The sequence below is a fragment of the Streptomyces sp. NPDC030995 genome (assembly GCF_055571215.1).
This window is the reverse complement of sequence record NZ_JBVIFS010000039.1, coordinates 1-13,600: the sequence shown is the minus strand read 5'-3', so window position 1 is coordinate 13,600 and position 13,600 is coordinate 1. Positions and strand designations below refer to the sequence as shown.

Annotated in this window: 9 protein-coding genes and 2 pseudogenes; 3 read left to right on the top strand and 8 right to left on the bottom strand. The window is 74.1% G+C overall.

Translation table 11 applies throughout. From position 1 onward, the window contains the following. Window positions 1-128: 128 nt before the first annotated feature. Window positions 129-707: pseudogene (locus tag ACZ45T_RS34360) on the bottom strand (cysteine hydrolase family protein); the annotation flags it as partial. Window positions 708-819: 112 nt separating this feature from the next. Between ACZ45T_RS34360 and ACZ45T_RS34355 the strand changes: the two are divergent. Continuing rightward, a complete protein-coding gene (locus ACZ45T_RS34355) occupies window positions 820-1,803 on the top strand; it encodes a GlxA family transcriptional regulator (protein WP_468448055.1) in 984 nt (327 codons plus the stop codon). 9 nt (window positions 1,804-1,812) lie between these two features. After that, a complete protein-coding gene (locus tag ACZ45T_RS34350; RefSeq protein WP_468448054.1) occupies window positions 1,813-4,602 on the top strand; it encodes a SpoIIE family protein phosphatase in 2,790 nt (929 codons plus the stop codon). Window positions 4,603-4,635: 33 nt separating this feature from the next. Here the strand turns inward: ACZ45T_RS34350 and ACZ45T_RS34345 are convergent, their stop codons facing one another. From ACZ45T_RS34345 to ACZ45T_RS34325, 5 genes are all read right to left on the bottom strand, one after another. Continuing rightward, window positions 4,636-6,702: a SpoIIE family protein phosphatase gene (locus ACZ45T_RS34345; protein ID WP_468448053.1), complete on the bottom strand. Its 2,067-nt coding sequence runs from the start codon at window positions 6,700-6,702 to the stop codon at window positions 4,636-4,638. Between the two features lie 158 nt (window positions 6,703-6,860). Beyond that, the gene (locus ACZ45T_RS34340; RefSeq protein ID WP_468448052.1) at window positions 6,861-8,231 is read right to left on the bottom strand and encodes an MBL fold metallo-hydrolase; all 1,371 of its coding nucleotides are present in this window, start codon (window positions 8,229-8,231) and stop codon (window positions 6,861-6,863) included. Window positions 8,232-8,257: 26 nt separating this feature from the next. Then, complete coding sequence (locus tag ACZ45T_RS34335; protein ID WP_468448051.1) at window positions 8,258-9,358, bottom strand: molybdopterin-dependent oxidoreductase; 1,101 nt, start codon at window positions 9,356-9,358, stop codon at window positions 8,258-8,260. 337 nt (window positions 9,359-9,695) lie between these two features. Further along, entirely contained in the window at window positions 9,696-10,913 is a 1,218-nt protein-coding gene (locus tag ACZ45T_RS34330) for an amino acid aminotransferase (RefSeq protein ID WP_468448050.1), read from the bottom strand. Next, a complete protein-coding gene (locus tag ACZ45T_RS34325) occupies window positions 10,906-11,883 on the bottom strand; it encodes a DMT family transporter (protein WP_468448049.1) in 978 nt (325 codons plus the stop codon). Before ACZ45T_RS34325 ends, ACZ45T_RS34330 begins: the two co-directional genes overlap by 8 nt. Before the next feature lie 135 nt (window positions 11,884-12,018). Here ACZ45T_RS34325 and ACZ45T_RS34320 point away from each other — a divergent pair, with 135 nt between their 5' ends. Beyond that, a complete protein-coding gene (locus ACZ45T_RS34320; protein ID WP_468448048.1) occupies window positions 12,019-12,498 on the top strand; it encodes an Lrp/AsnC family transcriptional regulator in 480 nt (159 codons plus the stop codon). 52 nt (window positions 12,499-12,550) lie between these two features. Here the strand turns inward: ACZ45T_RS34320 and ACZ45T_RS34315 are convergent, their stop codons facing one another. Both ACZ45T_RS34315 and ACZ45T_RS34310 read right to left on the bottom strand, forming a co-directional pair. Continuing rightward, on the bottom strand, window positions 12,551-13,069 hold the full coding sequence (locus ACZ45T_RS34315; RefSeq protein WP_468448047.1) for an O-acetyl-ADP-ribose deacetylase: 519 nt from the start codon (window positions 13,067-13,069) through the stop codon (window positions 12,551-12,553). A gap of 16 nt (window positions 13,070-13,085) precedes the next feature. Further along, window positions 13,086-13,511, bottom strand: a pseudogene (locus ACZ45T_RS34310) (SLAC1 family transporter); the annotation flags it as partial. Between the last annotated feature and the right edge of the window lie 89 nt (window positions 13,512-13,600).

Genomic DNA, 13,600 nt, shown 5'->3' with positions numbered 1-13,600 from the left:
TCCTGAACCAACCCTCCATCCCCTCGTTTTTTCACTTCAGCTTCGAACACCCTTGCTCCCCATACAACCACTGGTTCCTGCCTCCCCCCCCCCCCCCCCCCCCCCCAACCCCCGGCGGGGCTGGATGGGGCCGCGAGCAGCTCGGCCGTGGTCACCACGCGGGCGAAGCCGCCGCCCTGGAGGTTGACGGCCGTGGCGGTGGCGAGTTCGTCCGCCGTCAGGCTCAGGCCCGCCGGGCCCGCGAGGTCGAAGGTGTGGGTGGCGTCGAGCGGGACGAGGACGTCGTAGCCGAGGTTGCCCGCCATGCGGGCGGTGGTCTCGACGCACATGTTGGTCTGGATGCCGACAACGACCAGCTGGCCGATGCCCCGGGCGGTGAGCCACTCGGCCAGGTCCGGGGTGCCGTAGAAGGCGGAGTTCACGCTCTTGGTGACCACGAGGGCTCCGCGGCGCCGCTCCTCGACCAGGTCCTTGAAGGCGTGGCCGGGGCGGTCGGCGGCCAGGACGGAACCGGGGCGCTCGGAGAGGTGCTGCACGAGGACCACCGGGCGGTCCGCGGCCTGCCAGCTGTCCATCAGGGCGGCGATGTTGTCCTCTGCGGCCGGGTTGTTGCGGGGCCCCCAGAAGGACGCGTCGTCGAAGCCCTTCTGCACGTCGATGACCAGCAGGGCACTGTCGGGGGCGATCTCGATCGCGGTCTGTGTCATGGCTCCATGCTGTCCGCCGCGGCGCGGGCCCGACAGCACCACCGGTGTCCCGAATCGATGAGATCCTGCCAACCTGGCAGTCCCGGCCGAGCGCCCCTGGCAGGATGCCGTCATGCACCGCGTCGCGATCGTCGTCCAGCCCGGCATCCGCAGCTTCGACCTGGCCGTGATCACCGAGGTCTGGGGGCCCGACCGCAGCCGCGACGGGGTGCCGGCCTTCGAGCTGCGCCGGTGCGCCCTGGAGCCCGGTCCGATCCCCCTGCCCGGCGGGCTGACGCTGGCCCCCGACCGCGCGCTCGACTGGCTGGCCACCGCGGACCTGGTCGTCGTACCGGCGCTCGCCGAGCCGGCCGATCCGACGCCCGAGCCCGTCCTCGCCGCCCTGCGCGCGGCGCACGCCCGGGGCGTGCCCGTCGCCGCCCTGTGCGCCGGAGCGTTCGTCCTGGCGGAGGCCGGGCTGCTGGACGGCCGCCGGGCGGTCACCCACTGGTGGCTGGCGCCGCAGCTCGCCGCGCGCTACCCGGCGGTCGTGGTCGAGGACGCCCCCCTCTACGTGGAGGACGACGGGCTGTGGACCTCCGCCGGGGTGGCCTCGGGGATCGACCTCTGCCTGCACCTGGTCCGGGAGGCGCACGGCGCCGAGGCCGCCGCCGCCATCGCCCGTTCGATGGTGACGGGCCCCTTCCGCACCGGGGACCACGCCCAGTACCTGGACCGGCCCGTCCCGGCCGCGGACCGGACCGCCGAGGCGCTGGCCACCGTACGGGAGCGCGCCCTGCGCTCCCTCGACCAACCGCTGGACGTGGCCACCCTGGCCCGCTGGGCCGGGATGTCCGCGCGGTCCTTCGCCCGCCATTTCACCGCGGCCACCGGCACCACCCCGCACCGCTGGCTGCTGGAACACCGGCTGGACGCGGCCCGCAAGCTCCTGGAGCGCACCGACCATCCCGTTCCGGAGGTGGCCCGCCGGGCCGGATTCGCCAGCGAGGTCACCTTCCGCCAGCACTTCACCTCGTACGTCGGCCTCGGCCCCCGCGCCTACCGGGCGGCTGCCGCCGCCCCTGCAGCCGACCCCAAACCCACTGGACAGTGTTAAAAAGGGCTCATGACGGGACGTTTTGGTCGCCAGCCGACCGGGTGGGGTTCGCGCCTTCTCGCGCGCCTGTCCCGGTGGGGGCGCAGCGTCGCCGGTCAGGTCTTCGCCCTCCAGGCGGCGATCGTGCTGCTGCTGATCGCCGCCGCCGCGGTGGCGCTGGTGTTCCAGGCCCGGTACGACAGCCAGCGCGACGCCCGCCACCGCTCGCTCGCGGCCGCCGAGGCCTTCGCGCACGCCCCCGGCCTCCCCGCGGCGCTGAAGTCGGCGGATCCGACCGCCGCGCTCCAGCCGCTGGCCGAGGCCGCCCGCCGGGGCTCGGGCGTCGACTTCATCGCCGTGATGAACACCGACGGGATCCGCTACACCGACTCGCGGCCCGAGCTGATCGGCCAACGGGCCACCGGCGACCTCGGCCGCGCCGTCGCCGGGGAGTCCTTCACCGAGACCTTCACCGGCGAGCCGAGCGACGCCGTCCGGGCCGTGGTCCCCGTACGGGACGCGAGCGGCGCGATCGTCGGCCTGGTCGGCACCGGCATCGAGGTGGCGAACGTCTCCCAGGTGGTCGAGGGCCAGTTGCCGCTGCTGCTCGGCGCCGCGGCGGGCGGCCTGCTGCTGGGCACGGGCGGCGCCGCCCTGGTCAGCCGGCGCCTGCGGCGCCAGACCCGAGGGCTGGGCGCCGCCGAGATGACCCGGATGAACGAGCACCACGAGGCCGTCCTGCACGCCGTGCGCGAGGGCGTGCTGATCATCGGCGCCGACCGGCGGCTGGTCCTGGCCAACGACGAGGCCCGCCGGCTCCTCGACCTGTCCCCCGAGGCCGAGGGGCGCCCCGTCGCCGAACTCGGCCTCGACCCGCGCACCACCGAGCTGCTGGCCTCCGGCCGGGTCGTGACGGACCTCGTCCACCTGGCGGGCGACCGGCTCCTCGCGGTCAACGTACGGCCCACCAAGCCGTACGCGGGCCGGCCCACCGGCAACGTGGTGACCCTGCGCGACTCCACCGAGCTCGCGGCGCTCTCCGGCCGTGCGGAAGTGGCCCGCAGCCGGCTCCAGCTGCTGTACGACGCCGGGGTGCGGATCGGTACGACCCTGGACGTGGTGCGGACCGCCGAGGAGCTGTCGGAGGTCGCCGTGCCCCGCTTCGCGGACTTCGTCACGGTGGAGCTGCTGGAGCCGGTGCTGCGCGGCGACGAGCCCTCGCTGGTCACCGGCATCTACACCGAGATGCGCCGGGCGGCCATCTCCGGGATCCGCGCCGACTCGCCGCTCCAGCCGGTCGGCGACGTCATCCGGTTCGTAGTGCCGACGGCCCCGATGGCGGCGGCCCTGGACGCCGGGCACGCGGTGCTGGCGGCCGACCTGAACGCGGCCATGGGCTGGCGGGCCCAGGACTCCCAGGGCACCCGGGTGGCCCTGGACTACGGGCTGCACTCGCTGATCTCCGTACCCCTCCAGGCGCGGGGCGTGGTCCTCGGCATGGCCAACTTCTGGCGGGCCGACACCCCCGAGCCCTTCGACGAGGAGGACCTCTCCTTCGCGGAGGAGCTGGGCGCCCGCGCGGCCGTCTCCATCGACAACGCCCGCCGCTTCACCCGCGAGCACGCGATGGCGGTGACCCTCCAGCGCAGCCTGCTGCCCCGGGTGCTGCCCGACCAGAACGCCGTAGACGTGGCCTTCCGCTACCTGCCCGCGAAGGCGGGCGTGGGCGGGGACTGGTTCGACGTGATCCCGCTGCCGGGCGCCCGGGTGGCGCTGGTCGTCGGCGATGTCGTCGGGCACGGGGTGCACGCGGCGGCCACCATGGGCCGGCTGCGGACCGCCGTGCACAACTTCTCCACGCTGGACCTGCCGCCCGACGAGCTGCTCGGGCACCTGGACGAGCTGATCAACCGGATCGACCAGGACGAGACCGGGGGCGGCGCGGACGAGGACGAGAGCAACCCCGAGGGGGTGGCAGGAACGGCCGGGATCACCGGCGCCACCTGTCTCTACGCGGTCTACGACCCGGTCTCCGGGCGCTGCTCGATGGCCAGCGCCGGACACCCCGGACCCGCGCTGATCCGCCCCGACGGGCAGGTGGAGTTCCCCGAGCTGCCCACCGGGCTCCCGCTCGGCGTGGGCGGCATGCCCTTCGAGGCCGCCTCGTTCCGGCTGCCCGAGGGAAGCCGGCTGGTGCTGTTCACCGACGGCCTGGTGGAGGACCGCGACCGGGACTTCGACACCGGCCTGCGCCTGCTGGGCGACATCCTGTCGCGGCCCGGCCGCAGCCCCGACCAGGCCTGTTCGGACGTGCTCGCGGCGATGCTGTTCCCGGTGCCGAGCGACGACATCGCCCTGCTGGTCGCCGACACCCGGCGGCTGGAGGCCGACCGGATCGCCGAGTGGGAGGTGCCGGGCGAGCCCGCGGCCGTCTCGCGGGTGCGCAACGCGGGCTCGGCGCAGCTCGCCGCCTGGGGCCTGGAGGACATCTCCTTCACCACCGAGCTGATCCTCAGCGAGCTGATCACCAACGCCATCCGGTACGGGAGCGCGCCCGTCCGGGTCCGCCTGCTGCGCGACCGCAGCCTCATCTGCGAGGTCTCCGACGGCAGCAGCACCTCCCCGCACCTGCGGTACGCGGCCACCACCGACGAGGGCGGGCGCGGGCTGTTCCTCGTCGCCCAGTACGCCGAACGCTGGGGCACCCGCTACACCGAGCGGGGCAAGGTCATCTGGGCCGAGCTGCCGCTGACCGGGAGCGCGGAGCCGCCGGCGCCGGCCCCGATGGACCTGGACGCGCTGGAGGACCTGGCCTGGTGACCGCGACGGGCCCGGCGGCTCACGCCTGCCGGGTCACGTCTGCCGGGTCCGGGCCAGCAGCACGGCCACGTCGTCCTGCTGGGCGTGCGGAAGCAGCCGCTCCAGGATCCCGTCGCACAGCTCCTCCAGCGGCTGCCGCGCCCCGCGCAGGGCCTGTGCCAGCTCGTCCATGCCCTCGTCGAGGTCCCGGTCCCGGGCCTCGATGAGGCCGTCGGTGTAGAGCACGAGCAGGCTCCCGGGGGGCAGCCGCACCTCCTCGGTGCGGAAGTCCCGGCCGCCGGTGCCGAGCGGGGTCCCGGGCGGCCCGTCGAGGAAGGTGATGCTCCCGTCGGTGGCGACCACGGCCGGCGGCGGGTGGCCCGCGCGGGCGACCACACAGCCGCCGGTCGCCGGGTCGTGCACGGCGTACACGCAGGTCGCCATCTCGTCCTCGCCCAGGTCGGCCACCACGGCGTCGAGCGAGCGCAGCATCTGCGCCGGGGGCACGTCGTGGCGCGCGAGGGTCCGTACCGCGGTGCGCAACTGCCCCATGACGGCCGCCGCGTGGATCCCGTGGCCCATCACGTCCCCGATGACCAGCCCGGTCCGGCCGCCGGGCAGCGGGATGGCGTCGAACCAGTCCCCGCCGACGTCGTGGTCGCTGGCCGGCAGGTAGCGCCCGGTGAGTTCGAGACCGGGAACCTCGGGCAGCGCGCTGTTGGTGAGGCTGCGCTGGAGGGTCAGGGCGGCGTACCGCTGGCGGGTGTACATCCGGGCGTTGTCGATGTTGAGGGCCGCACGTGCGACCAGCTCGTCGACGAGCACGCAGTCCTGCTCGTCGAAGGGCTCCCGCTCGCGCGTCCGCGTCACCGCGACGGCGCCGAGCACGGTGCCGCGGGCGACCAGCGGGATCATGCGCGCCGAGCCGAGGGTGGCGAGGTAGGCGCGCAGGGCGTCCGCGCGCGGGGACGTGATCAGCGCCGGGATGTCGGAGACGTACAGGTTCATGGGCCGCCCCTCGGCGATGACCTGCTCGTAGACGGTGCCCAGGGGGATCTGGAAGGTCTGGCCGGCGGCGAGTTTGGCGGTGGGGGCCGTCGGGTCGGGGAAGTGGGCCGCCAGGCGGCGCAGGACACCGGCCGTCGAGGCGGCGGGCACCCCGCCCTCGTCGGGACCCAGTACCGCTTCGAGCAGCTGTACGTCGGCCGAGTCCGCGAGTTGCGGTACCAGCACCTCCACGATCTCCTGGGCGGTCTGGCGGAGGTCCAGGGTCGTGCCGATGCGGGTGCCCGCCTCCGCCAGCAGGGCGAACCGGTGCCGGGCCCGTTCGGCCTCGGCCTGGGCCTGCTGGCCCTCGGTGATGTCGATGAGGGAGGCGATCAGGCCGAGGGGCCGCCCGGAGCCGTCCAGCAGCGGGGCGTAGGAGCAGGACCAGGTCCGGTCGTGGTCGGGGTCGGCGGGGGTGCGCCCGGTGCGGCGGACGTCGACGACGGCGGTGCCCTCGTCGAGGACCTGGCGCATCGTCGCCTCCAGCGCGGTGGCGTTGACCCCGGGCACCACCTCGGTGAGGCGTTTGCCGAGGTGCTCCGAGGCGGCGACGCCGTTCATCCGGGCCAGCGCGTCGTTGACCCGCAGGAAGCGCAGGTCGGGGCCGAGGGTGGCGAGGCCGATGGGCGACTGGGTGAAGAGGCTCTGGAGGGCTGCGAGGGAGTCGCGCATGTGGAGGACCTCGGAGGTCTCCACGGCGATGAGCATGGCCCCCGTACGGCCCTGCGGGTCGACGGCGGGGACGATCCACATCTCCATCCGGACCCGGTGGCCGTCGCGGTGGCGGACGGGCAGGGTGCCGACCACGGTCTCCCCGGCCTGGACGCGCCGGGTCAGCTCGTCGGCGAGCTCGTGGTTGGCCTCGGGGACGAGGACGGAGGTGCCGGGGCGGCCCAGGATGTCCTCGGGGCGGTGCCCGAGCAGGTCCTGGGCGGCGAGCGACCACTCCACGATGCGTCCGTCGGCGTCCTCCCGCCACAGGGCGATCGGCAGCAGCTCGCGGAGCACGCCCGCGTAGCCGACAGCCGCCACGGGCTGGTCCGGCACCTCGCTCGTCGACTGGTAAGTGTCCAATGCACCGACCTCACCCCGGGGGGCCTGATTCCTACCGATTCACCCTATCCGAGGCCTGGGCGCGGGGCTCTGTGTACGGCGACCTGCCCTCAGCCGATCCCGGCGGGGGCGCGCACCGGCGAGCCGGACCCGGTCCGGGAGCCGCGGTCCCGGTGGTGTCACGCGTGCCCGATCAGGTCCCCCACGCCGCCCCTGGTCACCGCCGTCACCGCGATCCCCGCCCGGTCGAGCAGGCCCGCCGCGACGGTCGCCCGGCGGCCGCTGCCGCAGACCACCCAGATCTCCCGGTCCCGGGGCAGCTCGCCGATCCTGCGGGGCAGTTCGGCGAGGGGCACGGCCAGGGTGCCCGGGATGCCGCCCTCCGGGCGGTCCGGCCGTACGTCGAGCACCCGCGTCCCGGCGAGGCGCCCGGCCAGCTCGGCCGCGTCCGCGGTGCGGAAGCTGCGCAGCGGTCGCCCTGCGGCGGCCCAGGCGTCGACGCCTCCCGCCAGATACCCGGCGACGTTCTCGTATCCGATCCGCAGCAGCTGGACCATCGCCTCGTGGGCGGCCTCCTCGGCCGGTTCCGGCAGCACCAGCACGAGCCGCGTGCCGAAGGGCACGGTCTCGCCGACCAGGCTCGCGAAGCGCTCGTCCAGCTCGTCGCAGATCGAGTCCGGCAGGTGGGCGGCGGCGAAGGCCGCGCGGTCGCGCCCGTCGACGACCTGCGCACCGCCCCCGGCCAGTCCCTCCACCACGGCCGGGGTGAGCGGCCGCAGCGTGGGCGGGCCGCCGAGCACCCGCGGCCCGGACCGGTTGATCGGCGCCATGTGCTGGTAGTAGGCGGGGTACGGAGGCAGGCCCGACAGCCGTCCCCGCACGAACTCCTCCTCGTCCTGGGCGGCCAGCACCGGGTTGGTGCGCCGCTCGGCGCCCACGGTGGTGGTCCGCTCCCCCGACACCGGGCCGGCCGCGCAGGAGCTGCCCGCGCCGTGCGTCGGGAGGACGCGGGTGGTGTCGGGCAGCAGGGCGAGCCGCCGCAGCGTCCGGAACTGGGCCCGCGCGAGTTCCTCCGTACGGTCGCTGCCCGACAGGTCGGTCCGGCCGGCGTTGCCGACGAGGAGGCTGCCGCCGGTGAAGACGGCCGAGGGCGCCCGCCGCGTGCCGTCGAAGCCGCCGGGGCCGCCGGGTCCCTCGGGTCCCTCGAAGACGAGGTACGAAGTGTGTTCGGCAGTGTGGCCGGGCGTGTCCATGGCCCGTACGGTCACGTCCCCGAAGGCGAGTTCGTCGTCCTCCGCCATCGCCAGGTGGTCGAACGCGTAGGGCGCGCGGGCCGGTCCGGCCACCGTGGCACCGGTCGCCGCGCGGACCTCCAGCGCGCCGGAGACGTAGTCGTTGTGCACGTGCGTCTCCAGGACGTACCGGATGCGCACCCCCCTGGCGGTACAGGACTCCATCAGCTCCCAGCTGTCCCGCTGCGGGTCGACGAGCGCGGCCTCGTCACCGCTCACCAGCAGGTAGCTGGTGTCGCCGAGCGATGCGGTGGTCATGATCTCGATCGTTGCCCCGGCGCCCTTCATACGACCACCACCTCGACACAGGCCACGGGATTGCAGCCGTAGCCATGGGCGTTCCACGGGGCCCGCAGCGGCTGCGTGTCGCCGTGGGCGTCGGTCGCGCGGGACAGCAGCCGGTACGGGCCGGGCCGGGCGGGCGTCCACCGGTACGACCAGCCGCTCCAGCCGTACGGGCCGACCGGCGGTTCGAGCTCGGCCGCGTGCCAGCCCCGGTCGCCGTCGCGGTCCCCGTCGTCGTCCTCGCACTCGGCCCGCACCTCGACGCTCCGTACGGGTACCCCGCCGCCCGACCAGGCCCGGCCGCGCACGACGGTCTCGTGGTCGCGGCGCACGGCCGTGTCCGGCTCGGGCACGGTGATGAGCGACTTGACGCGTACGGTCGTCACGGGGCCCTCGGGGGTGCCGCGCGAGGCGCTGTAGACGTATTCCTCGGCCTGGAAGACGCCGGTGAACGGACCGGTCACGGCCCGCGCCCCGACCAGCCACTTCACGTCGGCGACCGCGTACCGGCCGGGGACCACCAGGCGGACCGGGGCCCCGTGCTCGGGTGCGAGGGGCTCGCCGTTCATACGGGTGGCGAGGAGGGTGTCCGGGTGGAGGGCGACGGTGCGCGGGAGGCTGCGCTCGAAGGGCGTGCGGCGGCCGTGCACCGGGCCGGAGTCGGCTCCGGTGAAGACGATCTCCACGGCCGCCGGATCGATCCGGGCCCGGTCGGCGAGGGAGCGGAAGGGCACGCCGGCGAAGTGCGCGCAGCCCACGGCCTGTTGGCTCCACGGCAGGCCGGGCGGGAGGGGCGACATCAGGCTGCGGCCGTTGCCCGCGCACTCCACGACGACGTCGAGCTCCCGGTGCTCCAGCGCGAGCAGTTCCTCGTAGCCGATGCCGAAGGGAGCGGCCGCGGCGCCGCCGACCTGGAGCCGCCACCGGCCGGGGTCGGTCCGCGGGATGCCGAAGTGGTCGCGTACGAAGAAGGCGTCCACGGGTGTGACGGGCTCGGCGAGCGCGGCGGACGGCGTCTGGGCGTTGTACGGGTCGGCCGTGACCGTCTCGGGCGCCCAGACCGTGGCTCCGGGCCCCGGCGAAACGGGCCATGTGGTCATGGCTCCACCTCCGTCGGACTCGTACGGGGCACGACGCGGATTTCTTTCAGAGTACGTCCGGCAAAGTCTTGACTCAGGGCGAATAGGGAGGAAACTCATCAATACACCGGATAACCGGATAGAGCCGCACCTCCCTCTGGAGACGTCCTGAGGCCCGCGTGACCCTAGTCCAGGCTCTGGCCAGGCCCCCGGCAGGTCTTGTCGACCAGGGGAGCCATCGGCGACGGCGGATGGCTCATGGAATCGACGGACTGCCGGGGACTGTCTTGTGTCCGCCCCCGGGCCCGCCGTCGCGATTCCTCCTCGGCAAGGACCCGAACCCGCGCGCCGCCCGGTGTCAGAGGATGACCGGCCGGGGCGCGTCCGCCGTCCCGAGGACCCCCGCGATGCCCTGCGCGAGGCAGGGGATCCGGTGCGCCGGGATGCCCGCGATGTTGATGCGCCCCGAGGTCGTGCCGTAGATGGCGAACTGCCTGCGCAGCCGGAGCATCTGGTGCGAGGTGAGCGGCAGCATCGAGAACATCCCCTTCTGCCGCGCGAGCGTCCGCGCCTGCTGCTCGCAGCCCAGATTGCTCAAGTGGGCGGTCAGATCGGCCCGGTTGGCCATGATCCGGCCCCGCATGACGTCCAGCTCGGTCCGCCAGGCGGCCCGGAGCCCCTCGTCCTCCAGGATCGTGGTCACGACGGCCGCCCCGTGCTCGGGCGGCATCGAGTACAGCGTCCGGGCAGCGTTCTGCAGGGCCGTCTCGGCGTGCCGTACGGCCTGGGCCGAGGCGCCGAGCACGATGGCGCAGCCCACGCGGTCGCTGTAGAGGCCGAAGTTCTTCGAGCAGCTGACGGCGATCAGCATCTCCGGCACGCGCGCCGCCAGCATCCGCGTGGCCAGCAGGTCGGCCTCCAGGCCGTCGCCGAGCCCGTGGTAGGCGAGGTCGACGAAGGGCACCCAGCCGCCGCGGACGGCCGACTCGGCCAGCGCCTCCCAGTCGTCGAGCAGCGGGTCCACGCCGGTGGGGTTGTGGCAGCAGCCCTGGAGCAGGACGACGTCGTCGCGCCGCGCGTCCCGCAGTTCGCGCAGCACGCCGGCCGTGTCGAAGCCGCCCTCGGAGTCGCGCCAGCCGAACGTACGGACCTTCAGCCCGGCGGCCTCCAGGATGGGCCGGTGGTTGACGTAGGCCGGGTCGCTGATCCACACCGTGGTGCCCGGGCGGGTCCGGCAGATCAGATCGGCCAGCAGCCGCAGCGCGCCGGAGCCCGCGACGGTCTGCACGGCCGCGGCCCGGTCGGCCGGTCCGCCCGGGCCGGAGCCCAGGACCAGGTCCAGCAGCGAGCGGTTGAAGGCGGCGTTGCCGGAGAGGCCGCGGTACTCCTTGGACTCCGAGCGCTGCGCCAGGCGGAGCTCGGCCTCGCGCACGGCGGCCATGACGGGCGTGGTGCCCGTCTGGTCGCGGTAGACGCCGAGGACGAGGTTCAGGCGCTCGGGCCGCTCGTCGTCACCGAATTCGTACGTCAGGTCCCACAGCGGGTCGGTGGGCGGCGGGGGGAGGAGCTCAAGCATCTGCGGGAACCTTGGGTCGGGGACGGCGGTTGGCGAGGACGACGCCGGCGGTGATGAGGGGGACGCCGATGAGCACGGCGAGGGTCGGCGACTCGCCGAGCAGGGGGACGGCGAGGAGGACGACGGCGACGGGGCTGAGGCTGCCGACGACGGAGCTGCGCTCGGCGCCGAGCCTGCGGATGGCGAAGGCGTACAGCAGGCCGGCGCACAGCCCGACCCCGAGCCCCTGCACCACGAGGAACAGCACGATGTCGCTGCCCGCCGCGTGCGCGATGCCCGTCGGGAGCACCCCGGTCAGGACGAGGAGTCCGATCACCGCGAAGGAGGGCAGGCACAGCAGTCCGATCGATCCGACGGGATCGAGGTCCACCTCGCGCAGGCCCACCGTGTAGAGGGCCCACAGTCCGCTGGCGACCAGGAGGATGCCGGAGCCGGCGAGCACGTCGGTGTCCACGGGGACGACGTAGCGCCAGACGAGGGCGGCGACACCGGCCGCGATCAGCGCGAGTCCGGCCGTCTGCGTCCCGCGGGGAACGCCGTGCCCGCGACGGATCATGATCGCGGAGACGAAGAGCGGGACCATCCCGGGGACGATCGAGCCGACGAACGCGGCGGAGGTCAGGGCGCCGCCGTGCATGGCCGCCAGGAAGAAGGGCACCCCGGCACCGCAGATGATCTTGGCCGCGGCGCCCGGCCGTACCGCCGCGATCTTGCGACGGCGTCGCCACAGGGCGGGGAACAGGACGACGAGGGGCACGCCGAACCGCAGCAGGGCCGCGTCGGCGGGCAGCAGGGAGGAGGCGCTCAGGGCGCGGGCGCTGAGCGCGAAGGCGGCCCAGATGGCCACGGTCACCAGCAGCGCCAGCATGCCCTCGGCCTGAGGGGAGAGCCCGCGCCGGCCGGGGTGTCCGGCCCGCGGGCCCGCCGCATCGGGAGGCGCGGCCGCCGGGGTGGTGTTCGTCGCGACCAAGGAAATTGCTCCAGCCTCTGAGACCGGGCCGGTCCGGCCCGTTCCGGGGCAACGTTAGGGCTTCGGGTGGGGCAGCCGATTGCCAGTTCTGCCGCTCGGACATACGTTTGGGGCAGAATCTGCCAAGGAGTGGCCATGGACTCAGTCGATCTGCAGATCATCCGGGAATTGCAGGCCGACGGGCGCCTGTCCAACCAGGACCTCGCCGACCGCGTACGGCTGTCCCCGTCGCCCTGTCTGCGCCGGGTCCGGCGCCTGGAGGAGGCGGGCCTCATCCGCGGCTACACGGCCATGGTCGACCAGGTCGCCTTCGGGCTCCCGGTCACCGTCTTCGTCCGGATCCGCCTGGAACGCCACACGGCGGAAGCGGTCCGGGTGTTCGAGGAGCACGTCGCGGTCATCGAGCACATCCAGGACTGCTACCTGATGGCGGGCAGCAGCGACTACCTGCTCCGCGTGGTCATCGAGGACCTCGAAGCCTACGAGGCCCTGGTGCGCCACCGGATCCACGCGATCCCCGGCATCGCCTCCATCGAGTCGAGCTTCGCGTACGGCAGCGTCAAACAGTCCCGTACGTACCCCCGCCCCAGCCCTGGGGGCACCTCCCGGCGGTAGCCGGGGGGAGGGTCCGCGCGCCCGCGCCGACGCGTCTGCGTACGGCCGCGGCCTACCGGGCGCCGCCCGCGGCCTTCTCGAAGGCGGCGTAGGCGGCCGCATCGAAGAGGACGAACCGCACCTCGTCCACCGAGGTGGGCGTCGTGCGTACGGTCTCCACCGCGATCCGCGCCCCGTCGTCCATGGGCCAGCCGTAGACACCGGTGGAGATGGCCGGGAAGGCGACCGTACGGGCCCCCAGCTCGTCGGCGATCCGCAGCGATTCGCGGTAGCAGGAGGCCAGCAGCCCGGAGCGGTCCTCCTCGCGCGACCAGACCGGGCCGACGGTGTGGATGACGTACTCGGCGGGGAGCCGGCCGGCCGTGGTGGCGACGGCCCGGCCCGTCGGCAGGCCCTTGCCGTAGTGCGAGCGGCGCAGGTCCTCGCAGGCCGCGAGGATCTCCGGCCCGCCGCGCCGGTGGATGGCGCCGTCGACCCCGCCGCCGCCGAGCAGCGAGGAGTTCGCCGCGTTCACGATGGCGTCGGCCGCCTCGGCGGTGATGTCGCCGAGGACCAGGGTGATGCGGACCATCGGGATTCCCTTCGGGTCAGGAGGCCGGCGCGAGCGCGCCGGTGAACAGCCCGCGCAGCGTGTGGAGTCCGGCGACCAGCCAGGCCGCGACCAGGAAAGCGTACAGAGCGACGGCGAGCCAGACGTAGGCGTTCAGGCCCGTGTGGCGCGCCAGCCCCTCCGCGCCGGTGACACGGGTACCGACGGGAAAGGTGAGGGCCCACCACGTCATCGAGAACTTCATGCCCCGGCGCAGGGCCCGCACCACCACCGCGCCGGCGAGCACGAACCACAGCAGGGCGAAGCCCATCACGGGCACGCCGTAGATCACCGCGAGCATCCTGAAGCCCTCGGCGTAGGGGGCCGCGATCACCCGCGGGGCGGTGTCGGCGAAGTTGTTCGCCGCCGTCGCGGACTGGCCCGGCGGGCCGAGCACCAGGAACAGCGTCGGGGTCAGGGCTAGGCCGTCTCTTTCGGATCTTGCCGGTTAAGCCCGCGTTGTCTGGTGCCGTGCATCGCAAGGCGGAGGGGCGCCCGAGTACTGGACGTACT

Bases quoted from the DNA above. Each gene is read 5' to 3' on its own strand.
- ACZ45T_RS34350 (WP_468448054.1), top strand. From the start codon at position 1,813: ATGACGGGACGTTTTGGTCGCCAGCCGACCGGGTGGGGTTCGCGCCTT.
- ACZ45T_RS34340 (WP_468448052.1), bottom strand. From the start codon at position 8,231: ATGACCACCGCATCGCTCGGCGACACCAGCTACCTGCTGGTGAGCGGT.
- ACZ45T_RS34320 (WP_468448048.1), top strand. From the start codon at position 12,019: ATGGACTCAGTCGATCTGCAGATCATCCGGGAATTGCAGGCCGACGGG.
- ACZ45T_RS34355 (WP_468448055.1), top strand. From the start codon at position 820: ATGCACCGCGTCGCGATCGTCGTCCAGCCCGGCATCCGCAGCTTCGAC.
- ACZ45T_RS34330 (WP_468448050.1), bottom strand. From the start codon at position 10,913: ATGCTTGAGCTCCTCCCCCCGCCGCCCACCGACCCGCTGTGGGACCTG.
- ACZ45T_RS34335 (WP_468448051.1), bottom strand. From the start codon at position 9,358: ATGACCACATGGCCCGTTTCGCCGGGGCCCGGAGCCACGGTCTGGGCG.
- ACZ45T_RS34315 (WP_468448047.1), bottom strand. From the start codon at position 13,069: ATGGTCCGCATCACCCTGGTCCTCGGCGACATCACCGCCGAGGCGGCC.